Origin of the sequence: Comamonas denitrificans, assembly GCF_042654745.1 — a bacterium.
GTDB lineage: Bacteria > Pseudomonadota > Gammaproteobacteria > Burkholderiales > Burkholderiaceae_C > Comamonas > Comamonas denitrificans.
In genome coordinates this window covers 1-24,714 of the sequence record NZ_JBHSEY010000013.1, presented here as the reverse complement: position 1 = coordinate 24,714, position 24,714 = coordinate 1, and the positions used below count along the sequence as shown (strand labels likewise).

At 59.1% G+C, this 24,714-nt stretch carries 23 protein-coding genes, 1 tRNA gene and 1 other RNA gene; 17 read left to right on the top strand and 8 right to left on the bottom strand.

Going from position 1 to position 24,714, the window contains the following annotated elements:
- Positions 1 to 31: 31 nt before the first annotated feature.
- The 3 genes from ubiG to ssrA all read left to right on the top strand — a co-directional run bounded on the left by ubiG (position 32) and on the right by ssrA (position 1,807).
- The gene (ubiG, locus tag ACFO24_RS03440) at positions 32 to 748 is read left to right on the top strand and encodes a bifunctional 2-polyprenyl-6-hydroxyphenol methylase/3-demethylubiquinol 3-O-methyltransferase UbiG (RefSeq protein ID WP_377736837.1); all 717 of its coding nucleotides are present in this window, start codon (positions 32 to 34) and stop codon (positions 746 to 748) included.
- On the top strand, positions 745 to 1,416 hold the full coding sequence (gene gph / locus ACFO24_RS03435) for a phosphoglycolate phosphatase (RefSeq protein ID WP_377736835.1): 672 nt from the start codon (positions 745 to 747) through the stop codon (positions 1,414 to 1,416). Before ubiG ends, gph begins: the two co-directional genes overlap by 4 nt.
- A 13-nt stretch (positions 1,417 to 1,429) precedes the next feature.
- Positions 1,430 to 1,807: a transfer-messenger RNA gene (gene ssrA, locus ACFO24_RS03430) on the top strand.
- Positions 1,808 to 2,114: 307 nt separating this feature from the next.
- On the opposite strand, the gene ACFO24_RS03425 is transcribed toward ssrA, so the two are convergent.
- Complete coding sequence (locus ACFO24_RS03425; RefSeq protein ID WP_377736834.1) at positions 2,115 to 2,588, bottom strand: hypothetical protein; 474 nt, start codon at positions 2,586 to 2,588, stop codon at positions 2,115 to 2,117.
- 168 nt (positions 2,589 to 2,756) lie between these two features.
- On the opposite strand from ACFO24_RS03425, the gene ACFO24_RS03420 reads away from it, so the two are divergent.
- From ACFO24_RS03420 to ACFO24_RS03395, 6 genes are all read left to right on the top strand, one after another.
- Entirely contained in the window at positions 2,757 to 3,017 is a 261-nt protein-coding gene (locus ACFO24_RS03420) for a helix-turn-helix transcriptional regulator (RefSeq protein ID WP_377736833.1), read from the top strand.
- Positions 3,007 to 4,290: a type II toxin-antitoxin system HipA family toxin gene (locus ACFO24_RS03415; RefSeq protein ID WP_377736831.1), complete on the top strand. Its 1,284-nt coding sequence runs from the start codon at positions 3,007 to 3,009 to the stop codon at positions 4,288 to 4,290. Before ACFO24_RS03420 ends, ACFO24_RS03415 begins: the two co-directional genes overlap by 11 nt.
- Before the next feature lie 36 nt (positions 4,291 to 4,326).
- Positions 4,327 to 6,936 (top strand): EcoAI/FtnUII family type I restriction enzme subunit R, encoded by a 2,610-nt coding sequence (gene hsdR / locus ACFO24_RS03410; protein WP_377736830.1) that lies wholly within the window; start codon positions 4,327 to 4,329, stop codon positions 6,934 to 6,936.
- Between the two features lie 63 nt (positions 6,937 to 6,999).
- Positions 7,000 to 7,689: a hypothetical protein gene (locus ACFO24_RS03405; RefSeq protein WP_377736829.1), complete on the top strand. Its 690-nt coding sequence runs from the start codon at positions 7,000 to 7,002 to the stop codon at positions 7,687 to 7,689.
- Positions 7,690 to 7,760: 71 nt separating this feature from the next.
- Positions 7,761 to 9,254 (top strand): type I restriction-modification system subunit M, encoded by a 1,494-nt coding sequence (locus ACFO24_RS03400; protein WP_377736828.1) that lies wholly within the window; start codon positions 7,761 to 7,763, stop codon positions 9,252 to 9,254.
- Positions 9,255 to 9,265: 11 nt separating this feature from the next.
- On the top strand, positions 9,266 to 11,182 hold the full coding sequence (locus ACFO24_RS03395; protein ID WP_377736827.1) for a restriction endonuclease subunit S: 1,917 nt from the start codon (positions 9,266 to 9,268) through the stop codon (positions 11,180 to 11,182).
- On the opposite strand, the gene ACFO24_RS03390 is transcribed toward ACFO24_RS03395, so the two are convergent.
- The 3 genes from ACFO24_RS03390 to ACFO24_RS03380 form a co-directional block, all read right to left on the bottom strand.
- Entirely contained in the window at positions 11,068 to 11,721 is a 654-nt protein-coding gene (locus tag ACFO24_RS03390) for a protein-methionine-sulfoxide reductase heme-binding subunit MsrQ (protein WP_377736826.1), read from the bottom strand. The genes ACFO24_RS03395 and ACFO24_RS03390 overlap by 115 nt on opposite strands.
- A gap of 35 nt (positions 11,722 to 11,756) precedes the next feature.
- Positions 11,757 to 12,752, bottom strand: coding sequence for a protein-methionine-sulfoxide reductase catalytic subunit MsrP (gene msrP, locus ACFO24_RS03385; RefSeq protein ID WP_377736825.1), 996 nt, complete (start codon positions 12,750 to 12,752; stop codon positions 11,757 to 11,759).
- Between the two features lie 82 nt (positions 12,753 to 12,834).
- Positions 12,835 to 14,649, bottom strand: coding sequence for a glutamine--tRNA ligase/YqeY domain fusion protein (locus ACFO24_RS03380; RefSeq protein ID WP_377736824.1), 1,815 nt, complete (start codon positions 14,647 to 14,649; stop codon positions 12,835 to 12,837).
- Positions 14,650 to 14,745: 96 nt separating this feature from the next.
- Here ACFO24_RS03380 and aroQ point away from each other — a divergent pair, with 96 nt between their 5' ends.
- Together aroQ and ACFO24_RS03370 are read left to right on the top strand one after the other, a co-directional pair.
- Positions 14,746 to 15,192, top strand: coding sequence for a type II 3-dehydroquinate dehydratase (gene aroQ / locus ACFO24_RS03375; protein ID WP_207575005.1), 447 nt, complete (start codon positions 14,746 to 14,748; stop codon positions 15,190 to 15,192).
- 2 nt (positions 15,193 to 15,194) lie between these two features.
- A complete protein-coding gene (locus tag ACFO24_RS03370; protein WP_377736823.1) occupies positions 15,195 to 16,100 on the top strand; it encodes an alpha/beta fold hydrolase in 906 nt (301 codons plus the stop codon).
- Between the two features lie 92 nt (positions 16,101 to 16,192).
- On the opposite strand, the gene ACFO24_RS03365 is transcribed toward ACFO24_RS03370, so the two are convergent.
- From ACFO24_RS03365 to ACFO24_RS03350, 4 genes are all read right to left on the bottom strand, one after another.
- Complete coding sequence (locus ACFO24_RS03365) at positions 16,193 to 16,978, bottom strand: UDP-2,3-diacylglucosamine diphosphatase (RefSeq protein ID WP_377736821.1); 786 nt, start codon at positions 16,976 to 16,978, stop codon at positions 16,193 to 16,195.
- A gap of 17 nt (positions 16,979 to 16,995) precedes the next feature.
- Entirely contained in the window at positions 16,996 to 17,523 is a 528-nt protein-coding gene (locus ACFO24_RS03360) for a peptidylprolyl isomerase (protein WP_207574986.1), read from the bottom strand.
- Between the two features lie 84 nt (positions 17,524 to 17,607).
- Positions 17,608 to 18,183, bottom strand: coding sequence for a peptidylprolyl isomerase (locus ACFO24_RS03355; RefSeq protein ID WP_377736819.1), 576 nt, complete (start codon positions 18,181 to 18,183; stop codon positions 17,608 to 17,610).
- Positions 18,184 to 18,229: 46 nt separating this feature from the next.
- Positions 18,230 to 18,739 carry a tetratricopeptide repeat protein gene (locus ACFO24_RS03350; protein WP_207574988.1) on the bottom strand — a complete coding sequence of 170 codons (510 nt, stop codon included), beginning with the start codon at positions 18,737 to 18,739 and terminating at the stop codon, positions 18,230 to 18,232.
- 138 nt (positions 18,740 to 18,877) lie between these two features.
- Between ACFO24_RS03350 and cysS the strand changes: the two genes are divergently transcribed.
- From cysS to ACFO24_RS03320, 6 genes are all read left to right on the top strand, one after another.
- On the top strand, positions 18,878 to 20,260 hold the full coding sequence (gene cysS, locus ACFO24_RS03345) for a cysteine--tRNA ligase (RefSeq protein WP_377736818.1): 1,383 nt from the start codon (positions 18,878 to 18,880) through the stop codon (positions 20,258 to 20,260).
- A 16-nt stretch (positions 20,261 to 20,276) separates the two neighbouring features.
- The gene (locus tag ACFO24_RS03340) at positions 20,277 to 20,936 is read left to right on the top strand and encodes a DNA-3-methyladenine glycosylase family protein (RefSeq protein ID WP_207574990.1); all 660 of its coding nucleotides are present in this window, start codon (positions 20,277 to 20,279) and stop codon (positions 20,934 to 20,936) included.
- A 64-nt stretch (positions 20,937 to 21,000) separates the two neighbouring features.
- Positions 21,001 to 21,972: an acetyl-CoA carboxylase carboxyltransferase subunit alpha gene (locus tag ACFO24_RS03335; RefSeq protein ID WP_377736816.1), complete on the top strand. Its 972-nt coding sequence runs from the start codon at positions 21,001 to 21,003 to the stop codon at positions 21,970 to 21,972.
- Positions 21,973 to 22,145: 173 nt separating this feature from the next.
- Entirely contained in the window at positions 22,146 to 23,114 is a 969-nt protein-coding gene (gene tilS, locus ACFO24_RS03330) for a tRNA lysidine(34) synthetase TilS (protein ID WP_377736815.1), read from the top strand.
- 80 nt (positions 23,115 to 23,194) lie between these two features.
- Complete coding sequence (locus ACFO24_RS03325) at positions 23,195 to 24,460, top strand: aspartate kinase (RefSeq protein WP_377736814.1); 1,266 nt, start codon at positions 23,195 to 23,197, stop codon at positions 24,458 to 24,460.
- 53 nt (positions 24,461 to 24,513) lie between these two features.
- A tRNA-Ser gene (locus ACFO24_RS03320) sits at positions 24,514 to 24,606 on the top strand.
- The last annotated feature ends 108 nt before the right edge of the window (positions 24,607 to 24,714 follow it).

The following is a 24,714-nucleotide window of genomic DNA, read 5'->3' as shown; positions in this document are numbered from 1 at the left end:
TATCATCTTTAAGCTGTTTTTTAGTCCTGCCATGACTGCACCTATAAATGTCGATCCCGCTGAATTAGAGAAATTTTCTGCCTTAGCCCATCACTGGTGGGATCCAGAGAGTGAATTTAAACCACTGCACCAAATGAATCCTTTGCGCTTAGGATGGATTGATCAAATTGCTGGGCTGAAGGATAAAAAAATAGTGGATATTGGCTGCGGCGGCGGTATTTTGGCCGATGCCATGGCACGTAGCGGTGCAGCAGAAGTGTTGGGTGTTGATCTGGCCAAAAAATCCTTGCAAGTAGCACAATTGCATGCACTAGAAGCAGGTACCCCGCACATTACGTATCGCGAGATTTCTGCAGAGGCTTTGGCTGCCGAGCAACCTGCCGCTTTTGATGTTGTGACCTGCATGGAAATGTTGGAGCACGTACCTGATCCAGCATCCGTGGTCCATGCTTGCGCCAATTTGGTCAAGCCGGGGGGCTGGGTATTTTTCTCGACATTAAATAGAAATTTGAAATCATTTGGCTTAGCCATTGTGGCCGCAGAATATATTTTAAAAATGCTTCCTACAGGCACCCATGAATATCAGAAATTTTTACGACCTAGTGAACTGACGCGATTTTGTCGAGAGGCTGGTTTGGATGTTAAAGCCAGCTCTGGCTTGCAGTACAACCCTTTGACAGGTCGTTATTGGTTAAGCCAAGACTGCAGCGTTAATTATTTATTGGCAGCACAGCGCCCCGTCGTATGAGTCGTTGGAAAAATATTCAAGCCGTCCTGTTCGATTTGGACGGTACCTTGCTCGATAGTGCCCCAGACTTGGCAGCGGCAGCAAATGCGTTGCGCATTCAACGACAGCTGCCCCCACTTCCCTTGGCTCACTACCGGCCCTTTGTAGGCACCGGGGCACGTGGCATGCTTCGCCTAGCCTTGGGTATCCAGGAAACCGATCCTGAGTTTTGTGATTTAAAGGAAGCATTTTTTCAAGCGTATGAAGCTTGCATGGGCGCACATTCCAGAATTTTTCCTGGGGTGCCAGAGGTGTTGCAAGGCATCGATAAAAACTGCCAATCTTGGGGAATTGTCACCAACAAGATAGAACGGTTTACCAAGCCTATCGTGCAAGCAGATGAATTGCTGTCTAAAAACCAAGTTCTAGTGTGTGGCGATACCACGGCTTTTAGCAAGCCACACCCAGCTCCATTGTTGGCGGCGGCCAGCACTTTGCGAGTTGCTCCTGGCGCTTGCATTTATGTAGGTGATGATGAGCGCGACATCCAAGCGGCAAAAGCGGCTGGAATGAGGGCCATCGCTGCAAGCTATGGTTATTTGGGCGATGCGCATGATGTCCGTTGCTGGCAGCCTGATGCGATCATTGATTCACCTCAAGGGCTACTCAATTTACTGGATTTCCATTAGAATGGCCGTCTAAGGGGCTGCCCTGGTTTCGACGTGGGTTCGGGATCGGTACGGTGCATGTCGAGCTTGAGTGACGCTCGTAAATCTCCATTCACAAAAGTAACTGCAAACGACGAACGTTTCGCACTCGCCGCTTAAATCCGGTGAGCCTTGCAACAGCACGCTGATGGGCTGGGCAAGGGGGTAGCAATACCTCCAGGCTGCAAGGGAATTCACATCAGCTGGCTTGGTACCGGGCACCTTGGTATTGAGCAAGATTTAAGGGTGCTGGCTTTGCCTGCAGCGTGTGTCTGCGCGGCTTGCAAGGTGAGACTCAAATCAGAACACTAAACATGTAGATCTGGCCGACGAAGGCTTGCGGACGCGGGTTCAATTCCCGCCAGCTCCACCACTATTTGAAAAACCAACCGTTCTCGGTTGGTTTTTTTTCGTCTGTTCCCCCCAGTGTTGGCGCGGTTTTCGGGCCTGGCCTCGCGAGCGCCGCCCCTGCGAAGTCGTCTTTTTTGCCCCCACCGACGCCTCTCTGTTCTCCGTTTTCTCTGGTGGGCACGCGAGCGTTCTCGAGGCCATTTCCTTTGCTGGCGCGGGTTTAGGGGCGGCCGGTTGTGGTTGGCAACTCCTGTAGCGATGGCGACCGAGTCCCGAGCAGCCACAAAAAAACCGCCCGCAGGCGGTTACTGGCTCTGGGTACGACGCGCTCACCCGGGTGGCGCGAGCACGCGCATCTGGTCGCCCCAGGCGTTGGGCCAGGGGCGGCGCATCACCTTCTCCAGCACGGCATCGGTCGAGCCCACCAGCCGTTCCACGACCTCCGGGGCCAGGAGCGTCAGCCGCACCACCCGGCGTACTTGCGTTACGTCCATGCCTTCGGCCTCGGCGATCTCGGCTACTGATGCCGCCCGCTTCTCATCCAGCAGGCGTTGCCAGTGGTGCGCCAGTCCTAGCGCCCGCATCAACGCGGTGTCCTGCGCGGCCGACCGGGCTTCCCGCTCCCGGGTGGCCTCGGACAGAAATTCCTGCGGCGCGTCCAAGGGCGTGATGACCTGCTTCTTCAGCCCCCGCTTCACCAGCGTCCAGGGCACGAAGGTTTCCAGTTGCACGCCGCCTGCCGGGTTCGGCAGTTGATAGGTGACCGGATCACCCTTGAACCGGCCCCGGTGCTTCTTGCTCATGCGTCCTCCTCAAAGCTTTTGGAATTGAGAGTAGTTTATTATTTCCCGATCGGGAAGCAAAGGCTCGAATCATGCCCTAAGCACACCAAACATTCCCGATCGGGAAATATCTCTTGTACTTAGTCCGGTTGTGCCCGATAATTTCCCGAACGGGAAACTGAACAAGCCATGACATCCATTCGATCACCTCAACAACTAGGGCGTGCACTGCGTGCCGCTCGCAAGCAGCTCGGGCTGACCCAGCCCCAGTTGGCGCTTGCGGCTGGGGTGGGTGTGCGCTTCATTGTCGAGCTTGAAGCCGGCAAGCCCACCTTGCGGCTGGAAAACGTGCTGCGGGTCATTGATGCCCTGGGCGGTGAAATCCATTTGAGCGGATTGCCATCAGTTGCGTCCGACGATCAACGAGAGGATGACGGCCATGGCACATGAGCTGGACGTCTGGCTTTTCGCATACCGTGTCGGCACGTTGGCGCTGGTTGATGGGCGGCTAAACTTTTGCTACGCACCCGGTTGGCTGTCACACAAAGACGCCGTTGCCTTGTCCGCCTCGCTGCCCCTGCAAGCCGAGCCGTTCGACGATCGCAAAACGCGCCCGTTCTTTGCGGGTCTACTGCCCGAAGGGCAGATGCGCCGCCTGATTGCGCAGCAGTTCCAGGTTTCAGGCCAGAACGACTTTGCGCTGCTGGACCACATCGGTGGCGAATGCGCCGGAGCCGTGACGTTCCTTGAGCCGGGGCAGGCTTTGCCTGTGTCGACCCGCACCGATGACGTTCAATGGCTGAGCGACGACGAAGTCGTTGCCATCCTGGATGAATTGCCGCGTCGCCCCATGCTGGCAGGCAAAGACGGCTTGCGGCTTTCCTTGGCTGGTGCCCAAGACAAGCTGCCAGTGGTTTTCGATGGTACGCGCATCGGACTGCCCCTCAACGGCACGCCGAGCTCTCACATCCTGAAGCCGCCTATTCACGCCGTTGAAAACAGCGTGATCAACGAAGGATTTTGCATGGCACTGGCTGAGGCCATGCAGCTCAAGCCAGCGAAATCGAAAGTCCACCAGGTATTGGATCGCTCATTCCTGCTGGTTGAGCGCTACGATCGACTGATCGATACGCAGGGGCACCGGCAACGCCTTCATCAAGAGGACTTTTGCCAGGCGCTGGGCGTGGTGCCCGAAATGAAGTACCAGAATGAAGGTGGCCCGGATCTGGCCCAGTGTTTTGATCTGCTGCGCAGTGCAACCCGCCCCAGTGCACCGCAAGTCCTGCGACTACTCGACTGCGTGATCTTCAATGCGCTGATTGGCAATCATGATGCGCACGCCAAGAATTTCTCTCTGCTGTACTCAGGCAAGACACCCGTTCTGGCACCGTTTTACGACACGCTCTCGACGGCGGTGTATCCAACCCTGACGCAGAAAATGGCGATGAAAATCGGCAGCAAATACAAATTCAGCGAAGTTCAGGCGCGGCACTGGGAGCAGTTTGCAGAAGGCGTGGGCTTTACCAAGGCGCAGGCCAAACGGCGCATTCTGGAGTTGGCAAAGTTACTACCTGCGACGGCGCGCAAGCTCCAGTCTGCCCCCGGACACCGTTTTGTTGGCAATGCCGTGGTTGAGCAAATCAATACTTTGATTGAGCAACGCTGTGCCCTGACGATTCGCAGGCTGAGCGGATTGCCGATTCAGCAACCATTGTTGCCATAATTGCTTACAAAACAGCCCAAAGCCCGGAGATACCCATTGGATAAAAAGCAGCTCAGCGAAGCAGATATTCGATCGAAGTTTATTGACCCTGCCATCCTCCAAGCGGGCTGGAGTGAAACCCACCAGATTTACCGCGAATACGCCATCACCAATGGCCGTATTGTGGTGCGCGGCCAAAAAGCGCAGCGCAATATGCAGACTGCCTTGCGTGCGGATTATTTGCTGTGCTATCAATTTGGCCAGCCCCTGGCGGTGATTGAAGCCAAAGACAACCGCCACACCGTGGGCGCTGGCATCCAGCAGGCCACGGAATATGCGGAACGCATGGGCGTGCCTTTTGCCTTTGCCAGCAATGGGGATGGCTTTGTGTTTCGCGATGCCACCTTGGCCGATGGGCAGCTGATTCGTGAAATCAGCCTGGATGAATTTCCCAGCCCGCAAGATTTATGGGAGCGTTATTGCGCCTGGAAGCAATGGACACCCGAGCAAAAAAAGGCCAATGCCTTCGCCTACCACCAGGGCGATAGCAACCGCGTCCCCCGCTACTACCAGCTGCACGCCATCAACCGCACGCTCGAAGCCATTGCCGCTGGCCAAAACCGCGTGCTGCTGGTCATGGCCACAGGCACGGGCAAAACTTATACCGCCTTCCAGATCATCTGGCGCCTGCTCAAAAGCGGTGCCAAAAAACGCATCCTCTTTCTGGCCGACCGCAACATCCTGGTGGACCAGACCATGGTGGGCGACTTCAAACCCTTCAAGGGCGCCATGGCCAAGCTCAGCCCCAACGCCAAGGGCATTGAGCGCATTGATGCCGATGGCACCACGTCGGTGGATGCGCTGGAGCTGGCCATCACCCGTGGCACCAAGCACACGGGCGGCAAACAGGTCAATAAAGCGTATGAGGTGTACCTGGGCCTGTACCAAGCCATTACCAGCAAGGGCAGCGGCAAAACCGGTGCCGATGATGTCTTTAGGCAGTTCAGCCCCGATTTTTTTGATCTCATCATCATTGACGAGTGCCACCGGGGCAGTGCCAACGAAGACTCGGCTTGGCGCAACATCCTGGACTACTTCAGCAGTGCCACCCAGGTCGGCCTGACCGCCACACCCAAAGAAACCGAAGAGGCATCCAACATCCACTACTTTGGCGAACCGGTCTATACCTACACCCTCAAGCAAGGCATTGAAGACGGCTTTCTCGCCCCCTACAAAGTCGTGCGCGTCGATCTGGACCGCGACACCTTTGGCTGGCGCCCGCCCAAAGGCATGCTGGACGATGCAGGCCACCCGATTGAAGACCGCATCTACACCGCTGCTGACATGAACCGCAACCTGGTGCTGGGCCTGCGTGACCGCGTGGTGGCCGACAAAATTACCCAATACCTCAAAGGCACTGACCGCAACGCCAAAACCATTGTCTTTTGCGAAGACATTGACCATGCCCAGCGCATGACAGCGGCCCTGGCCGAGGCCAACAAAGACATTTGCGCCACCCGCAGCAAATACGTGATGCAGATCACGGGCGACAACGAAGTGGGCAAGCGCGAGCTGGACAACTTTATCGACCCCGACAGTGCCGATCCGGTGATTGCCGTCACCAGCAAGCTCATGAGCACGGGGGTCGATGCCCAGACCTGCAAGCTGGTGGTGCTGGACCAGAACATCAAGTCCATGACGCTGTTCAAGCAAATCATCGGTCGTGGCACGCGGCTGAATGAAGAGCACGGCAAGCAGTTCTTCACCATCCTCGACTTCAAGCGCGCCACCGAACTGTTTGCCGACAAAGACTTTGACGGCGAGCCCGTACAGATTTACAAGCCCACGGGTGATGATGATGTGGTGCCTCCAACACCTGAAGAGACGCAAGGGGGTGAAGAGGGCGCAAGCATGGATGGCGCTACCTGGTTGCCAGAATCAACACAAGGCACCGGCAGCGAGGATGCCCCCATCTTCGGCGGCGCTACCAAAGACCCGGCAGGTATTTATGGCGCTGGCGCGGGCGGTGACACAACGGGCGGCCCCGACAAGCCCCGCAAATACCAAATCAACAATCGCGTCACCGTGGCCATTGCCCGTGAGCGCATTCAGTACCTGGATGCCCACGGCAAGCTGGTCACAGAAAGCCTGCGCGACTTCACCCGCATCAACCTGGCCAAGCAATACGAATCGCTCGATGCCTTCTTGCAGGCCTGGAGCAGCGCTGACCGCAAACAAGCCTTGATCGACGAGCTGCAACACCACGGCGTGCTGCTGGATGTGCTGGCCGAAGAATTGGCGCAGGAAAAAGGCGATGGCAGCAGCCTGCAAGGGGCCGACCCCTTTGATGTGCTGCTGCATGTGGCCTATGACCAACCCATCCTCACCCGCAGCGAGCGCGCCCGCCGCGCCAAAAAGAAATTGCAGGACGATGGCATCTACGCCAAATATGGTGAAACGGCCCGTAAAGTCCTGGATGTCTTGATCGACAAATACGCCGACGAAGGCATCAGTGCCATTGAAAATACCGATGTGCTCAAGGTCCAGCCCTTGACCCAGATGGGCTCACCGGTCGAGCTGATGCAAAGCTTTGGCGGCAGCAAGCTGCAGTACCAAGATGCCATGGCCCAACTGGGCCGTGCCATTTACCAGCCCGCACGCGCTTGATTAAAAAACATAGCTGTCAGCGCTTGCATGGTAAGCGCTATCATCACTTTTTATTAGTAAAACATGCCTCACCTGATTGCCGAACAAGCTGCGCTGCACTTCATCCACCACTACCAGCGTTTGCTGGTCGAGGTGATCGCACATCCCAGTTTTCCCAAGCCTAAATCTGGCGAAGTGCCATACCTGGCCCTGCTGACGCAGGCGCGGGGCTGGATGCTGGAGCACCCCCACGTGCTGCAAGCTGCCTTGGCCGCCCTGCGCCAAGCCAACGATCCGCTGCCAGACGATGTGCAAAGCGCAGTCACCAGCATGCGTGCCGGGCGCTGGGTGTACCTGCGCGACACCGCGCACTACAGCATCTTTTTGCCCGTCACAGTGCATGACGATGCCCAAGCCTATGCCGTCAAATCACTGACCACGCGGCTGCGCGATATGACAGGGTGCAGCGGTTTGGTGCTGCAAACCGCCTTGATGGAATACGCCGGCGGCATTGTTACGGATGGCCTTCTTGGCGCGGTGGCCTATCTCGGCCCAGGCTACCGAGAAAGCTATGGCGAATATCTGGCGCAAGCCAAGGCGCAAGGCCAGTTCTATCAAACACGGCTTCCTGCGGTAACGCTCGCACCAAGCCCCCGCCAGGCCCGCAAGCCCTCGCGCTCGGCCGCCGCAAAGGCTCCCGCAGTCCAAGCAGTGACAACAGTCAAACCGGCCAAGGCCATCAAGGCCGGTAAAAAGGCTGCTAAAAAATCCTAAAACCATAGCTGTAAGCGCTTGATAGATAAGCGCTAATGGCCTTTTTTATTCAAAATTTTAGAGCCTCTTGCATGTCCAACCTATCTTCCATCATCAAATCCATCCAAGACATCATGCGCCAAGACAGTGGCGTGGATGGCGATGCCCAGCGCCTGTCCCAGCTCACCTGGCTGCTGTTCCTCAAAGTATTTGATGCGCTGGAAGAGGAGCTGGAATTTACCCAGGACGACTACCAAAGCCCCATCCCGCAAGCCCTGCGCTGGCGCAACTGGGCCGCCGATGCCGAAGGCATGACCGGCGATGCCCTGCTGGACTTTGTGGACAACCAGCTCATCCCCACCCTGGGCAACCTGCCCGGCAGCATTGCGCAAAACCCGCGCGCCTATGTGCTGCGCAGCGTGTTTGACGACACCTACAACTACATGAAAAGCGGCCACCTGCTGCGCCAGGTGATCAACAAGCTGGCCGTCATTAACTTCAACCGCCAGGCCCAGCGCCACCAGTTCAACGACCTGTACGAAAAACTGCTCAAAGACCTGCAGGCCGCTGGCAACGCGGGCGAGTTCTACACGCCCCGCGCCGTCACCCAGTTCATGACCGACATGCTCAACCCCCAACTGGGCGAAACCGTGATGGATCCCGCCACCGGCACGGGCGGCTTTCTGGTCTGCGCCATTGAGCATTTGCGCCAGCAAGTGCAAACGCCCGAGCAAGAACGCCTGCTGCAAACCGCCGTGCGCGGGGTCGAGAAAAAACCCCTGCCGCACAGCCTGTGCGTGACCAACCTCATGCTGCACGGCATTGAAGTGCCCAGCCAAATCCAAAACGACAACACCTTAAGCCGCCCGCTGCGCGACTACGGCCGGGCCGATCAGGTGGACATCATCCTCACCAACCCGCCCTTTGGCGGCACCGAAGAGCCCGGCATTGAAGACGGCTTTCCCGCCGACCTGCGCAGCCGCGAAACGGCCGACCTGTTCATGATCCTCATCATGAAGCTGCTCAAAGACGGGGGCCGCGCCGCTGTGGTGCTGCCCGATGGCTTTTTGTTTGGCGAAGGCAGCAAAAGCCGCATCAAAGAAAAGCTGCTGACTGAGTGCAATCTGCACACCATCGTGCGCCTGCCCAATGGCGTGTTCAACCCCTACACCGGCATCAAAACCAACCTGCTGTTCTTTACCAAAGGCCAGCCCACGCAGCATGTTTGGTACTACGAGCACCGCTACCCCGCCGGCGTGAAGAACTACAACAAAACCAAGCCCATTCGCATTGAAGAGTTTGAGGCCGAAAAAGCCTGGTGGGGCAGCGCGGATGATGGCTACGCCAGCCGCGTAGAAAACGAGCAGGCGTGGAAAGTCAGCCTGGACACCTTGCGCGCCGCCAACTGGAACCTGGACCAGAAAAACCCCCATGTGGGCGAGCAAATCAGCCACGACCCCGACGAACTGCTGGCCGATTACGCCCGCCTGCAAACCGAAGCCCAGGCGCTGCGCGATGAGCTCAAGCACATCCTGGCCCAGTCGCTGGGCGCAGAAATGATGGTCAAAACGGCCACTAGCGCTTAAGGGGTAAGCGCATGCTGCTATCTAATTTAAATTTATTGGCCACCGCCCCCGGCGGCGTGGCCCGCCTGCGTGAACTGATCTTGACGCTGGCCGTGCAAGGCAAGCTGGTGCCGCAAGACCCGGCGGATGAACCCGCCAGCGTGCTGCTGCAAAAAATTCGGGCGGAGAAAGACAGGCTAATTGCGGAAGGCAAGATTAAAAAAGACAAGCCGCTGGCGGCAATTGCCGACGAGGAAAAGCCGTTTGAGTTGCCGGTGGGGTGGGAGTGGGTGAGGTGGGCCAATATCTCAATGAAGATTGGTGACATCGATCACAAAATGCCGTCTGAAGCTAAAGATGGTGTGCCTTACGTTTCACCACGCGACTTTTATGGCACGAATGAAATTGATTTTGACGGTGCCAAGAAGATCGCATACAGCGACTACGTGCAACTTGCTAATAAGATTCGGCCTGAGGTTGGTGACCTGATTTATCCCCGATATGGAACTATTGGTGTTGTTCGGAAGGTAACTACTAATCGGGAATTTCTTGCCTCTTACTCATGTGCGGTCATTAAAGTTATTCCCGGCTTTATTGAGCCTGACTACCAGTACCTATTCTCTGTTTCTGGATGGGCAAAAATGCAGGCCGCCAGCGCAACCAATAAGACAACACAACCAAACGTAGGTTTAAAAAGCATTCAAGAATTTCTGGTTCCGCTGCCCCCCCTCGCCGAACAATCCCGCATCGTCGCCCGCGTCGAAGAACTCATGCGCCTGTGCGATGCACTGGAGGCCAAGGGCCAGCTGGAGGCCACGCAGCACGCCCAACTGCTCAGCACCCTGCTGGGCACGCTGACTGCCAGCGCCACGCCCGAAGAACTGGCCAACAACTGGCAGCGCGTGGCCCAGCACTTTGACCTGCTGCTGGACCGCCCCCAGGCCATCGACGCGCTGGAGCAAACCCTGCTGCAACTGGCAGTGCGCGGCCTGCTGGTGCCCCAAGACCCCACCGATGAACCCGCCAGCGTGCTGCTGCAAAAAATCCGCGCCGAAAAAGACCGGCTGATTGCCGCTGGCCAGATCAAAAAAGACAAGCCGCTGCCGCCGGTGACGGACGAGGAAAAGCCGTTTGAGTTGCCGGTGGGGTGGGAGTGGGTGAGGCTGAGCGCTTTGCTGCAGAAGATCGGTGCCGGAAGCACACCTCTTGGAGGTCGCGAAGTTTATGTCTCGTCTGGTGTGAAATTCCTTCGATCCCAGAATGTGTGGGACGAAGGATTGCGCCTTGATGGCGTGGCTTTCATTAAGCCAGAAACGCACTTCAGGATGGCTGGCACAGTGGTTGTCGCAAATGACTTGCTATTCAATATCACTGGTGCGTCCATCGGGCGCTGCGCTGTGGTTCCAAGCGATTTCGATGAGGCAAACGTTAGCCAACACGTCACGATCATTCGTGCCGTTTTGCCAGAAATTAATGCCTATTTGCATAAAGTTCTTGTCTCACGGCATGTCCAACAGACCGTCATGGATGTGCAGGTTGGCGTATCGCGCGAAGGTTTGAGCATTGCCAAGCTCGGTCAGTTCTTAATTCCCCTGCCCCCCTCGCCGAACAATCCCGCATCGTCGCCCGCGTCACGCAATTGCGCCGCCTGTGCTTTGAGCTGCGCCAGCGCCTGGCCGAGCGCGAGGCAGTGCAGGCGCGCCTGGCCGAGGCGCTGGTGCAGCAAGTGGCCTAAGAACGTGTTCACGATCTCCTCATGGGTGTGCGGGCGCGGAAATCATGAACACGTTCTAAGCCACACCGCACCGCACCGGGCTTATGCCAAACCCTGGCTTTACGCCTTGCCCCGCGTGCGCCGCGACCGGATGCGCCACCCCTGCAGCGCAGCCACGATGGCGGCGTACACCGCCACCTCGGCCCATTGGTTTTTGCCCAGACGCATCCAGTAAAAGTGCAGCAGCGCCAGCCATGCTGCGGCGTGGATGCTGTGGTGCAAGCGTTGCCATTGTTGTGCCCCCAGCAGTTGCACAGCCCGTTTGGGGGAGGTTAAGGCCAGCGCCAGCAGCAGCAGCACGGCCAGCGCACCCACCAGGATGAAGGGGCGCTGCAGCACATCATCCAGGGCCAGCGCCCATTGCCAGCCCATGTCCAGCCACAGGTAGCACAGGGCATGGATGGCGGCATAAAAAAACGCAAACAGGCCGATCAGGCGGCGCATGCGTGCCAGGGCGGGCAGGCCCAGCGCCTGGCGCAGCGGTGTGATGGCCAAGGCCAGGCACAGGCCGCGCAAGGCCCAGTCGCCGGTGCTGCGCAGCAAAGCTTCGGCGGGGTTGGCCCCTAGTTGCTGGGTGAACAGGGCCACCACCAGCCAGGCCAGTGGGGCCAGGCACAGGCACCACACCACGGGTTTGGCAGCGCGGTGCAGCAGCAGGGGGTGTACCAGGGGGTGCAGGAAGGTTTGGGGTCGGGTCGGGATGGGGTGGGCCATGCGATACCTGGGTGGCTTAGATCGTGAACACGTTCTTAGTAGTAGCGCTTTAAATCCATGCCGGTATAGAGCGAGCCGACTTGCTCGGCGTAGCCGTTGAACAGCTCCGTGGCGCGTTTGGGGGCCAGCAGGCCACCTTGGCCAATGACGCGTTCGCTGGCCTGGCTCCAGCGGCGGTGGGGTACGCCGGGGTTTACGTTGGCATAAAAGCCGTATTCGTGGGGCGCTGCTTTGACCCACGCGGTGGCCGGCATGTGCTCGACCAGGCGGATGGCGACCAGGCTTTTGGCGTTTTTGAAACCATATTTCCATGGCACCACCAAGCGCACAGGGGCACCGTTTTGGTTGGGCAGGACGCGGCCATACATGCCAAAGGCCAGCAGGGTCAGGGGGTGCAGGGCTTCGTCCAGGCGCAAGCCTTCGGTGTAGGGCCAGTCCAGGCCGCCACGGCGCAGGCCGGGCATGTGCTCGGGGTCGGCTTGGGTGACAAATTCGACAAATTTGGCGCTGCCCAGGGGTTGCACTTGTTTGAGCAATGCGGCCAGCGAGTAGCCCACCCAGGGGATGACCATGCTCCAGCCTTCGACGCAGCGCAGGCGGTAGATGCGCTCTTCCATGGGCTGCAGGCGCAGCAGGTCTTCCAGCGCCCAGGTGCCTGGTTTTTGCACCAGGCCCTCAACGCGTACGCTCCAGGGGCGGGTTGGCATCGCGGGGGCGTAGCGGGCGGGGTCGGCCTTGTCGTAGCCAAATTCATAAAAGTTGTTGTAGCTGGTGGCATCGTCCCAGGGGGTGGGCTTGGCGGCCAGTTGCGTGCCGGGCACGGTGGAGGCTTTGCCGGGCAGGGCGGCGAGTTTGTCCATGGCTGCGGGTGCGGCCATGGCTTCGCGCGCTGCCCAGGGGCTGAGGCTGGCGGTGGCGCTGGTGGCTGCCAGCAGCTGCAGCAGGCGGCGGCGTTCGGCAAAGATGTGTTGCGGGGTGATCGCGCTGGCGGCGGGTTGGGGAAACCAGGGGGTAGCGGAATGTTTGCGCATGAAAACTCCTTCGCCAAGATAGACCAAAGGCTGCCAGTGTGCAGCCTTTGGTGTCGGTGTGGGGTGAAACGTGTGGACGCTCCTACTTGCCCCAGCTGTCTTTCAGTCCGGTAATTTTATTAAATACGGGCCGATCGGCGCGGTGCTCTTGGCGGTCAGCGACGAAGTAGCCAAAGCGCTCGAACTGGAATTTGTCGTCCGGTTGGGCGCTGGCCAGGGAGGGCTCGACGTAGGCGGTCACCACTTTGAGGCTATTCGGGTTGAGCAGCGCCAGGTAGTCCTTGCCGCCCGCGTCGGGCTGGGCATCGGTGAACAGGCGGTCGTACAGGCGCACTTCGGCCGGCACGGCATCGTGCTGGGCCACCCAGGTGATGGCGGCTTTGACTTTGACGCTGTCGGCCCCGGGGGTGCCGCTTTTGGTGTCAGGCACCACGGTGGCCAGCACTTTGGTGACCTTGCCGTCAGCGTCTTTTTCGCAGCCGGTGCATTCGATGACGTAGCCGCCTTTTAAGCGCACCTTGTTGCCGGGGAATAGGCGCTTGTAGCCTTTGGGCGGGGTTTCTTCAAAGTCTTCGCGCTCAATCCAAACGTGGCGGCCCAGGCCAAAGTGGCGCTGGGGCACGTCGGTATCGTCTTTGCCGTGGGGCAGGGCGGGCAGTTGGCAGGCTTCGGTGTGCGCGCTGCTGCCAAACACCTCGGCCCAGTTGGTCAGCTCTAGGGCCAGGGGGTCGAGCACCACCATGGCGCGGTGGGCCTGGTGCTCTAGGTCTTCGCGCAGGCACAGCTCCAGCAGGCTGTAGTCGATCCAGGCGTAGTCTTTGGTCACGCCAATGCGTTCGCAAAAATCGCGGATGGCCGCTGGCGTGTACCCCCGGCGGCGCAGGCCGACGATGGTGGGCATGCGCGGGTCGTCCCAGCCGCTGACGGTGCCGCTATCGACCAGGTGCTTTAGCTTGCGCTTGCTGGTGACGACGTAGGTCAGGTTCAGGCGCGAGAACTCGTACTGGCGCGGCTGGGTCGTGGCAATCAGGCCACCGGCGCGCAGGTGATCGAGCAGCCAGTCGTAGAAGGGGCGCTGGTCTTCGAACTCCAGCGTGCAGATGCTGTGGGTGATGTGCTCCAGCGCGTCCTCAATGGGGTGGGCGAAGGTGTACATGGGGTAGATGCACCAGGCATCGCCCGTGTTGTGGTGCGTGGCGCGGCGGATGCGGTAGATGGCCGGGTCGCGCAGGTTGATGTTGGGCGCGGCCATGTCGATCTTGGCGCGCAGCACGGCGGCACCGTCGGCCAGCAGGCCGTTTTTCATGTCGGCAAAGCGCTGCAGGTTCTCGGCCACGCTGCGGTTGCGGTAGGGGCTGTCTTTGCCGGGGGTGGTGAAGTCGCCCCGGTTGGCGCGCATGTCTTCGGCCGATTGCTCATCGACATAGGCCAGGCCCTGCTCAATCAGGTACACGGCTGCGCGGTGCATAAAGTCAAAATAGTTGCTGGCGTAGTACAGGTGGCTGTGGCCCTGCGCGTCTTGCCAGTCAAAGCCGAGCCAGCGCACGGCATCTTTGATGCTTTCGACGTATTCCTGTTCTTCTTTTTCGGGGTTGGTGTCGTCAAAGCGCAGGTGGCAAATGCCGTTGTAATCGCGGGCCAGACCAAAGTTCAGGCAAATGCTTTTGGCGTGGCCCACGTGCAGGTAGCCGTTGGGCTCGGGCGGAAAGCGCGTGCGGATTTTGGCCGCATCCACGGGGCCAGCGGCATGGTGGGCGGCATCGCCCGGGCTGCCGCCCCAGTGGCGACCCGCGTGGGTGCCTTCGGTCAAGTGGTTTTCGATGATTTGGCGCAGGAAGTTGGTCGGCTTGGCCGCCACGTCCGAAGCAGAAGAGGGGGTGGAGGTATTGGTGCTCATATGGCGGCCGATTATAGGCGGGGCCAAGAATGCGTTCTGGATAGAGGTTGGATAATCAGCAGCTTTTGCCACCAGAAAGAAGCAACGATGACGACGATGCGCAAGACGGTTTTTGTGCTCAATGGCCCCAATCTCAACCTGCTGGGCACGCGTGAGCCGCAGGTCTATGGGGCGCACACCTTGGCCGATGTGGAGCAGCTGTGCCAAGTGGCCTGCACGCGCCACGGCTTGGCGTTGCGCTTTCACCAAAGCAACCATGAGGGGCAGTTGCTGGACTGGATTCACGAAGCCGGTCGCCTGCACGCCCAGGGCGCACTGGCCGGGGTGATTTTGAACGCCGGTGCCTATACGCACACCAGCATTGCGCTGATGGATGCCATCAAGGGCACAGGCGTGGCGCTGCTGGAGCTGCACATTAGCAATGTGTTTGCCCGCGAGGCGTTTCGCCACCACTCCTACCTCTCTCCCGTGGCGCGGGCGGTGGTGTGTGGTTTGGGCGTGCAGGGTTATGCCCTGGCGGTGGAGGCCGTGGCGCAGTGGTAGAGGTGCAGGATTGGACAGTTCTGCCCTGGGATGGCTCGGCGCAGGATTACGCTGCGGTGGCGGCGGGCCAAGTGACCCCGCCAGAAGTGGCGCAGTGGCAGACCCGGGCGCAGCGCGTGCGCTTTGCCCATGCCGGGGGCGTGCTCACAGCCCACCACTGGTCGGCCGCCCCGGCACCCGGTCATCTGCACAAGGCCCCGGTGGTTGTGCTGCACGGCGGCAGCGGCAGTTGGACGCATTGGCTGCGCATGCTGGGGCCGCTGACGCAAGCCGGGCATGCCGTGTGGGCGCTGGATTTGCCGGGCTTTGGTGCCTCTGACCCGCTGCCCCATCAGCAAGATGCCGACGATATGTTGCCCCTGCTGGCTGCCAGTTTGCAGCATTGGCTGCCGGGGCAGGTGCTGCAGATCATGGGCTTTTCGCTGGGTGGGATGACGGCGGCGCTGCTGGCCGCAGCCTATCCGGCCCTGGTGCGCCAGCTGGTGCTGGTGGGGCCGCCGGGGCTGGGGCTGCGGGACAAGCCTTTGTACCGCCTCAAAGGTTGGCGCCATCTGAGCGACCCGGTGGAGCAATTGCGCTGCCACCAGTACAACCTGGCCGCGCTGATGCTGGCCGATGCTCGCCAGATTGACCGCGCCACCTTGGCCCTGCACACGGCCAATGTGCAGCGCGACCGCTTGCCGCGCCGCCGCCTGGCCAGCACCGACATCCTGCGCCAAACCCTGCCGCGCATTACCTGCCCGGTGCAGGCGGTGTATGGGCAGGAGGACGTGCTCTACCGAGGTCTGTGGCCGCAAGTGGCGGCGTGCTTTGGCGGGCGGCTGCAGTTGATCGCTGGGGCCGGGCATTGGGTGCAGTACGAGCAGCCGGGGGTGTTTGCAGAGGCTGTGCTGCCAATGCTTTTATAAAAATACCTGGTTCCGCTGGATATGAAACGATTTCAAGGTGTTTTTATATAAAAATCGTTTAAATATAAGCGCAAGCAGCTATTAAAAATAGACTAAAAAGCATCCGCCAAAGACAGGCGCTGCCATTGCCCATTGGGCGTAATGCGCAGCACCTCGGCGCGTGGGGCTGGGCCATCGCAATGCCAGTCAGAGAGCACGACGCGGGTGCGCCCCGCTGGCAGGGCGTGGTCGGCTGGGCGGTGGGTGTGGCCGTGAATCAGGGTGTGCGCCTGGGTGTGCGCAAGCCATTGATCGGTAAGCGCCGGATCGGCATCGGCGTACTCCATGCCCGATTGCTTGCGCTGTTCGCTTTCGCTGCGCAGATGCTGGGCCAGGGCGCGGCGCTCGGCCAGGGGGCGGGCCAGCAGCTGCTGTTGCCAGGCAGGCTGGCGGCTGATGGCGCGAAATTGTTGGTATTCAGTATCGTCCAGGCACAGCGCATCGCCGTGCGAAAGCAAGATGCGCTGCGGCCCCCAGACCAGCAGGGTGGGGTCGGCCAAGCCGTGCATGCCGCTGGCCCGCAAAAACGCGGCACCGGCCAGAAAGTCGCGGTTGCCCACCATGAAATAGATGGGCCGCCGCTGGCTGGCCGCGTGCAGCGTGGCGGCGCATTGGGCTTCAAAGCTGCCCGCCTCTTGCAGGGCATCGTCGCCCACCCAGGATTCAAACAAATCGCCCAGGATCACGATGGCGCTGGCCGGGCTGCTCTTTAAATAGCGTTGCCAGGCGGCCAAGGTGGCCGGCTCGCTGGCTTGCAGGTGCAAGTCGGCAATGCACTCCACCGCGCTCCAGTGCGTTGGCGCGTGCAGCGTTTGGGCGGGCAGGGCGGTGGTGGGCATGCTGCAAGGGGTTGGATTTACAGGGCCACAGCCTTGTCGATCACCACGGCATCAAACGGCACGTCATCGTGGTAGCCCTTGCGCGTGGTGCGCACTTTTTTCATGGCATCGACCACTTCTTGGCCTTTGACCACTTTGCCAAACACGGCATAGCCCCAGCCTTGTGCGGTGGGCGAGGTGTGGTTCAAAAAGTCGTTGTTCACGGTGTTGATAAAGAACTGGGCCGTGGCGCTGTGCGGGTCGCCGGTGCGGGCCATGGCGATGGTGTAAGCATCGTTTTTCAGGCCGTTCTTGGCCTCGTTTTCGATGGGGGCCTGGGTGTCTTTTTGCTGCATGTCGGGGGTAAAGCCACCGCCTTGGACCATGAAGTTTTTAATCACGCGGTGAAAGATGGTGCCGTTGTAGAAGCCGTCGTTCACATAGGCGAGGAAGTTTTCCGTGGTTTTTGGGGCTTTTTCGGCATCCAGCTCCAGGGTGATCACGCCCTGGGTGGCTTCGTCGGCCACGTTGATGGTGATGTGCAGTTCAACTTGAGGATTGCTCATAAAAATCTTTCGTAAATAAAGAGAAGGGGGCGCTGGTGGCGCGGTGGGGAAAAAACGCGTTCAAAAGCGCGTTCAAAAGGTGCGTTAAAGCTGGGTGGCGGCAATGATGGTCACGGGGCGCAGGGGCACATCGCTGTACATGCCTTGCCGTCCCGTGGGCACCTGGCGGATTTTGTCCACCACCTCTTGGCCGGCAATCACCTGGCCAAAAACGGCGTAGCCATGGCCATCGGGCTTGGGCGCATCGAGCATGGTGTTGTCTTTGACGTTGATAAAAAACTGCGCGGTGGCCGAATTGGGGTCGGGCCTGCGGGCCATGGCAATGCTGTAGCGCACGTTTTTCAGGCCGTTGTTGGCCTCGAGTGGAATCGGGGCGCGGGTGGCTTTTTCTTGCAAGTTGGCCGTCATGCCGCCGCCTTGGATCATGAAGCCATCAATCACGCGGTGAAAGATGGTGCCGTCGTAGTGCTTGTCTTGCACATATTGCAGAAAGTTTGCCACGGTGGCAGGGGCTTTTTCTGGCTCCAGTTGCACCACGATGTCGCCCAGGCTGGTGTGCAGTTTCACCTGGGGCTGGGTGGGGGGCGTTTGTGCCAGAGCGCTGCCAGTGGTGCAGCAAGCGGCCAAGGCCAGCATCAGGGTGCGGCGGTGCAGGGGCATGAAAAAACTCCTCATTAGCTCATCAGGTCGGTTGAAGTGGGTTGGATTAAGGCTGCAGCAAGGGGCGCAGGCCGCTGAGCTTGCGCTGCACGTCCGGCTGGGCACCTTGCAGTTTGGTGGCTTGGCTAAAGGCTTCGTGTGCCAAGCGCAGATAAATATCGCCCAGATTTTCATAAGCCACGGGGTAGCTGGGGTTGTTGCGCACCGCTTGCAGCAAGGCCCCCCGGGCTTGTTCCAGCTGGCCTTGGCCAGCGTAGAGCACGGCCAGGTTGTTGTAGGGCTCGGGCAGCTCTGGGTATTCCTGGGTCAGCAGGGTGAATGTGGTGATGGCCGCCTGGGTGTCACCGGCGGCCGATTGGGCCGAGCCCTGCAAGAAGCGCATCTGCGGATCGCGGGCGTTTTGGGCCAAATAGTTTTGCGCTTGGGCGATGGCTTCGGTGGTTTTGCCCTGCTGGATGAGTGCGGCCACATCGCTATGCGCATCGGCCTGGGCGCTGGCGGTAAAGGTGAGCAAAGCGGCCGGAAGAAGCAGGCGCAAAAGGGCAAGGCGGGACATAAAAACTCTCAAAAAAGGAATGCCGAGGGCGTCGGTTTATACTTCGCGGCGATTGTAGCGGCTGCACTTTGGGCGGCCGTTGTTGATTTTTGGGGGCGGAATTTGCTTTTGCCCCTTTTGTTTTAAAGCTGCCCCCCCATGAGTTTGCGCATCTACAACACGCTTCGCCGTGCATTGGAGGTTTTTCAGCCTCTACAACCCGGCCATGTCCGCATGTATGTATGCGGCATGACCGTGTACGACCTGTGCCACCTGGGCCATGCGCGTTCGATGGTGGCGTTTGATGTGGTGCAGCGCTGGCTGCGCGTGAGCGGTTATGAAGTGACTTATGTGCGCAATATCACGGATATTGACGACAAAATCATTCAACGAGCCGTTAAAAACAATGAGACCGTGCGCAGCCTGACCGATCGCATGATCGCCGCACTGCACCAGGATGCCGATGCCCTGGGCATTGAGCGCCCCACGCATGAGCCGCGTGCCACCGATTACGTGCCACAAATGCTCTCGATGATCGGCACCCTGCGCAACAAAGGCCTGGCCTACCAAGCGCCCGGTGGCGACGTGCTGTTTGCCGTGCGCCAGTTTGCCGACTACGGCAAGCTGTCTGGCAAAACGCTCGATGAGCTCAACGCTGGCGAGCGCGTGGCGGTGCAAGACGGCAAACGCGACCCGCTGGATTTTGTGCTGTGGAAATCGGCTAAGCCCCAAGAACCGGACGAGGTGAAATGGCCCAGCCCCTTCGGCACAGGCCGCCCCGGTTGGCACATTGAGTGTTCTGCCATGGGCTGCACCCTGCTGGGCGAGAGTTTTGACATCCACGGCGGTGGCGCGGATTTGGCGTTTCCGCACCATGAAAACGAAATCGCGCAAAGCGAAGGCGCAACCGGTCAGCCGTTTGCCCATACCTGGATGCACAACGGCTTTATCAACGTCGATAACGAGAAGATGTCCAAATCCCTGGGCAACTTCTTCACCATTCGCGATGTGCTGCAAGCCTACGAGCCCGAAGTCGTGCGCTTTTTCGTTGTGCGCAGCCATTACCGCAGCCCGCTGAATTACTCCAACGTGCATTTGGACGATGCCCGCAGCGCACTCAAGCGCTTGTACACCGCCCTGAGCGTGGTGGTGCCGCACAGCCCAGCGGCCATCGACTGGACGAATCCCTATGCCGCCCGCTTCAAAGCGGCCATGGACGAAGACTTTGGCACCCCAGAGGCCGTTGCCGTGTTGTTTGAGCTGGCCTCGGAAGTCAATCGTAGCCAATCGGCGCATCTGGCCGGCTTGCTACAGGCCTTGGGGGGCTGCTTGGGTTTATTGCAGGCCGATCCACAAACTTTTTTGCAAGCGGGCGCTGCCCATGCCGATGCCACGGCGATTGAGGCACAAATTGCTGCCCGCGCAGCCGCCAAAGCAGCCAAAGACTGGGCGGAGGCCGACCGCATCCGCAATGCCTTGCTGGCCCAAGGCATTGTGCTGAAAGACTCGGCCAGCGGCACCACCTGGGAGGCGGCCCAGTAAGCCTGGGCCACGTGGTATGGCACCTTCTCCCAAAGTACAGCTGCCGGCTGTGCCCGCTGATGCGCCCGCATATTGGGCGCAAGCGTGTCAGCACCTGGTGAAAAAAGACCGGGTGATGCGCCGTTTAATCCCCCAAATGGGCAGCGCCGCCTTAACTTCGCGCGGCGATCCGTTTATCACTCTCGCGCGTTCCATCGTCGGGCAGCAGGTGTCGGTGAAGGCCGCCGCCAGCATCTGGAAGCGCTTGGAAGCCCTGCCACCGGCGATGGAGCCGCAGCATTTGCAGCGCCTGAGCGTCGAAGAGATGCGCGGCGCGGGCTTATCAGCCCGCAAAGTGGACTATTTGCTGGATTTATCCACCCACTTTATTGAAGGGCGCTTGCGCCCCGATCGCTGGCCCGAGATGGACGATGAGGCCATCATCACCGAATTGACCGCCATTCGCGGCGTTGGCCGCTGGACAGCGCAGATGTGCTTGATGTTCTATCTGCAGCGGCCTAACGTGCTGCCGCTGGATGATGTGGGGCTGATCAAGGGCATCAGCGAATGCTATTTCTCGGGCGACCCGGTCAGCCGCAGCGATGCCCGTGAAGTGGCCGAGGCGTGGAAACCCTGGGCCACAGTAGCAACTTGGTATATTTGGCGCTCGCTGGATCCCCAGCCCGTGGCCTATTGAGTCCTGAAGGACGCAGACAAAGCAAATGTTCCAAGGCCACGGCACTGGGACAAGGAGAAAAATCTTGGCTAAAAAAACTTTCCTCGACTTTGAACAACCCATTGCAGAGTTGGAAACCAAAATTGACGAGCTGCGCTACGTACAAAGTGAAAGCGCCGTTGATATTTCGGATGAAATCGATCAGTTGAGCAAAAAAAGCAACCAACTGACCAAAGATATCTACAGCAACCTGACACCTTGGCAAATTACCAAAATTGCCCGGCATGCCGATCGTCCTTACACCTTGGACTATGTGCGCGAAATTTTTACCGATTTCGTGGAAATGCACGGTGATCGCCACTTTGCCGACGATAAATCCATCATCGGCGGCCTGGCCCGCTTCAATGGCCAAGCCTGCATGGTGATTGGCCACCAAAAAGGGCGCGACACCAAAGAGCGCACCCTGCGCAACTTCGGCATGACCCGCCCAGAGGGCTACCGCAAAGCCTTGCGCCTGATGAAAACCGCAGAAAAATTCAAACTGCCCGTGTTCACCTTTGTTGATACGCCCGGTGCTTTCCCCGGTATCGATGCCGAGGAGCGTGGCCAGTCTGAGGCCATTGGCCGCAACATCTTTGAGATGGCGCAGCTCAAAACCCCCATCATCACCACCATCATTGGCGAAGGCGGCTCGGGTGGTGCCTTGGCCATTTCGGTGGCGGACCAGGTGCTGATGCTGCAATACGCGGTGTATTCGGTCATCAGCCCCGAAGGCTGTGCCTCGATTTTGTGGAAAACCGGCGAAAAAGCCTCTGAGGCTGCCGAGGCCATGGGCATCACAGCCCACCGCCTCAAAGCCCTGGGTTTGGTGGACAAAATTGTCAATGAGCCCGTCGGTGGAGCCCATCGCGACCCCAAGCACATGGCCAGCCTGCTCAAACGCGCTTTGGGCGATGCTTGGCGGCAATTGGTCGATTTAAGCACCGAAGACCTGCAGCAACGCCGTTACGACCGCCTGCAAAGCTACGGCCGCTTCACCGATACCAAAGCACGCTAATTACGCTAACCACGGCGCAGTGGTTGCGGCTTGCTTGTTTCTTGATGGCCCTGCGGGGCCATTGTTTTTGCTAGCTGTTTGCGCTTTATAAACAGCATTTTTATGTATTTTTCATGATGAAATCTTTATAAATAAAGCGCAAACAGCTATTAAATTTAATCATCTTCATTCGCATGACCCCTGCATTCGCCCAAGCGCTGGCCGCCTTCTCACCGCAACTGCCGCTGGCAGTGGCCTACAGCGGCGGGGCCGATTCCAGCGCTTTGCTACGCGCGTGCGCCCAGCGCTGGCCCGGGCAGGTGCTGGCGGTGCATGTGCACCATGGTCTGCAAGCAGCAGGGGATGATTTTTTGCAGCACTGCCAATCGGTGTGTGCGCAGTTGGCCATTCCCTTGGCGGTGGCCCGGGTCGATGCCCGCCACTGCCCCGGCCAAAGCCCAGAAGAGGCCGCCCGCCAGCACCGCTACGCAGCCTTGTGCGATTTGGCCCGCAGCCACTTCGCCCAGCCAGCGGCCAGCATTGCCTTGGCCCAGCATGCCGATGACCAGGTTGAGACCTTGCTGCTGGCCCTGTCGCGGGGGGCTGGGGTGGCAGGTCTGGCCGCCATGCCCGCACACTGGCAAGCGGAGGGACTGCACTGGCATCGCCCTTTGCTCGCCGTCCCCGGACAGGATTTGCGCCGCTGGCTAGAGCAGATGCAAGCGCCTTGGGTGGAGGACCCCAGCAATGCCGACGAGCGGTTCACCCGCAACCGCATCCGACACAAGTTGCTGCCCGTGCTGGAAGCCGTTTTTCCGCAATTTCGCACCACCTTTGCCCGCAGCTGTGCCCACGCCGCTCAGGCCAAAGACTTGCTGGAAACCTTGGCCCAGCAAGATGCCGCAACCACCGGACTGCCCCCGCTGATTGCCGCTTTGCAAAAGCTACCGACCGAGCGCCAAACCAATCTGCTGCGCTACTGGCTGCTGCATCACCATGGCACCACCCCCAGTACGGCCCAAATCCAGGCGCTATTGGTGCAAATCGCTGCATGCAGGACGCGAGGCCACCATATCCAGATCAAGATGGGCTCAGGGTTTGTTTGTAGAAAAGGTGCAAATTTGTATTGGTACAATCCCCAGGTTTTGGTCCAAAAACCCTGAGTGCGAAAACCGGCGGCGCTCCAAAACACAGCCCCTTCACAACAGCGCCGTGACCAGTAGTTTCGTCACACCTTTAACCAATGGCACTGTTCGTTCATAAATACGGCGGCACATCGATGGGCTCTACCGAGCGCATCCGCAACGTCGCCAAGCGTGTGGCCAAGTGGGCCCGCGCCGGACACCAAGTCGTGGTCGTGCCCAGCGCCATGAGTGGTGAAACCAACCGCCTGCTGGCCCTGGCCAGTGAACTAGCTCCTGATCACCCCGATACGGCTTACTACCGCGAACAAGACATGCTCGCCGCCACGGGCGAGCAGGCATCTTCGGCCCTGTTGGCGATCGCTTTGCAAGCCGAGGGCATGCCCGCCGTCAGCTACGCCGGCTGGCAAGTGCCAGTGCGCACTGACAGCAGCTACACCAAAGCCCGCATTGAATCGATTGATGATGCCCGCGTGCGTGCCGACCTGGATGCCGGGCGTGTGGTCATCATTACCGGCTTTCAGGGGATTGACCCCGGCGGCAATATCACCACCCTGGGGCGAGGCGGCTCGGACACTTCTGCAGTGGCCATCGCTGCCGCCATCAAGGCCGATGAGTGCTTGATTTACACCGATGTCGATGGTGTCTATACGACCGACCCCCGCGTCGTGCCTGCCGCCAAACGCCTGGGCACGGTAAGCTTTGAAGAAATGCTGGAAATGGCCAGCCTGGGCTCCAAAGTGTTGCAAATTCGTTCGGTGGAATTCGCCGGCAAGTACAAGGTTCCCATGCGTGTGCTCTCTAGCTTCACGCCCTGGGACATTGATCTGGCAGAAGAAGCCAGTTCTGGCACTCTGATTACTTTTGAGGAAGACGAAAAAATGGAAAAAGCCGTTGTTTCTGGCATCGCATTCAATCGTGGCGAAGCCAAGGTCTCGGTGCTCGGAGTGCCTGACACCCCCGGCATCGCTGCGGCCATCCTGGGGCCTGTGGCCGATGCCAACATCGATATCGATGTGATCATCCAAAACATCTCTAAAGATGGCAAAACCGATTTCAGCTTCACCGTCAATCAGACAGACTTCCAGAGAACGCTGGATCTGTTGCGTGAAAAAGTCAGCCCCAGCCTGGGTGCTGCCGAAGTGGTTGGTAACCCCAATATTGCCAAGGTCAGCATCGTCGGTATCGGCATGCGCAGCCATGTTGGTGTCGCTTCCACCATGTTCCGAGCCCTGGCGCAAGAGGGGGTGAACATTCAAATGATCTCTACTTCCGAGATCAAGACTTCGGTCGTGATTGACGAAAAGTACCTAGAGCTGGCGGTTCGTGCCTTGCACACCGCCTTTGGTCTGGATAAAACGGAATAATTTTTCAAATTTGTCAAAACCGCTAAAAATTGTGCTTACAATAGCGGTTCTGCGGAAACGTGACCGAGTGGCCGAAGGTGCTCCCCTGCTAAGGGAGTATGGGGTTTATAGCTCCATCAAGGGTTCGAATCCCTTCGTTTCCGCCAATTGTGAAAATTTTCACAAAACGTGTGATACAATGAAGTTTCGCTGATTGCAGTGGTGCTTAGAAGTTGCAAAACTTCTGTTTGAGATCTTTAACAAGATACAGCCGA

What these genes read in the sequence shown, in the direction of transcription:
- ACFO24_RS03360 (WP_207574986.1), bottom strand. Translation starts at nt 17,523, where the DNA reads ATGAGCAATCCTCAAGTTGAACTGCACATCACCATCAACGTGGCCGAC.
- ubiG (WP_377736837.1), top strand. Translation starts at nt 32, where the DNA reads ATGACTGCACCTATAAATGTCGATCCCGCTGAATTAGAGAAATTTTCT.
- tilS (WP_377736815.1), top strand. Translation starts at nt 22,146, where the DNA reads ATGACCCCTGCATTCGCCCAAGCGCTGGCCGCCTTCTCACCGCAACTG.
- ACFO24_RS03350 (WP_207574988.1), bottom strand. Translation starts at nt 18,739, where the DNA reads ATGTCCCGCCTTGCCCTTTTGCGCCTGCTTCTTCCGGCCGCTTTGCTC.
- ACFO24_RS03425 (WP_377736834.1), bottom strand. Translation starts at nt 2,588, where the DNA reads ATGAGCAAGAAGCACCGGGGCCGGTTCAAGGGTGATCCGGTCACCTAT.
- ACFO24_RS03400 (WP_377736828.1), top strand. Translation starts at nt 7,761, where the DNA reads ATGTCCAACCTATCTTCCATCATCAAATCCATCCAAGACATCATGCGC.
- msrP (WP_377736825.1), bottom strand. Translation starts at nt 12,752, where the DNA reads ATGCGCAAACATTCCGCTACCCCCTGGTTTCCCCAACCCGCCGCCAGC.
- ACFO24_RS03415 (WP_377736831.1), top strand. Translation starts at nt 3,007, where the DNA reads ATGGCACATGAGCTGGACGTCTGGCTTTTCGCATACCGTGTCGGCACG.
- ACFO24_RS03380 (WP_377736824.1), bottom strand. Translation starts at nt 14,649, where the DNA reads ATGAGCACCAATACCTCCACCCCCTCTTCTGCTTCGGACGTGGCGGCC.
- ACFO24_RS03340 (WP_207574990.1), top strand. Translation starts at nt 20,277, where the DNA reads ATGGCACCTTCTCCCAAAGTACAGCTGCCGGCTGTGCCCGCTGATGCG.
- ACFO24_RS03355 (WP_377736819.1), bottom strand. Translation starts at nt 18,183, where the DNA reads ATGCCCCTGCACCGCCGCACCCTGATGCTGGCCTTGGCCGCTTGCTGC.
- gph (WP_377736835.1), top strand. Translation starts at nt 745, where the DNA reads ATGAGTCGTTGGAAAAATATTCAAGCCGTCCTGTTCGATTTGGACGGT.
- aroQ (WP_207575005.1), top strand. Translation starts at nt 14,746, where the DNA reads ATGCGCAAGACGGTTTTTGTGCTCAATGGCCCCAATCTCAACCTGCTG.
- ACFO24_RS03395 (WP_377736827.1), top strand. Translation starts at nt 9,266, where the DNA reads ATGCTGCTATCTAATTTAAATTTATTGGCCACCGCCCCCGGCGGCGTG.
- ACFO24_RS03420 (WP_377736833.1), top strand. Translation starts at nt 2,757, where the DNA reads ATGACATCCATTCGATCACCTCAACAACTAGGGCGTGCACTGCGTGCC.
- ACFO24_RS03365 (WP_377736821.1), bottom strand. Translation starts at nt 16,978, where the DNA reads ATGCCCACCACCGCCCTGCCCGCCCAAACGCTGCACGCGCCAACGCAC.
- ACFO24_RS03405 (WP_377736829.1), top strand. Translation starts at nt 7,000, where the DNA reads ATGCCTCACCTGATTGCCGAACAAGCTGCGCTGCACTTCATCCACCAC.
- cysS (WP_377736818.1), top strand. Translation starts at nt 18,878, where the DNA reads ATGAGTTTGCGCATCTACAACACGCTTCGCCGTGCATTGGAGGTTTTT.
- ACFO24_RS03325 (WP_377736814.1), top strand. Translation starts at nt 23,195, where the DNA reads ATGGCACTGTTCGTTCATAAATACGGCGGCACATCGATGGGCTCTACC.
- ACFO24_RS03390 (WP_377736826.1), bottom strand. Translation starts at nt 11,721, where the DNA reads ATGGCCCACCCCATCCCGACCCGACCCCAAACCTTCCTGCACCCCCTG.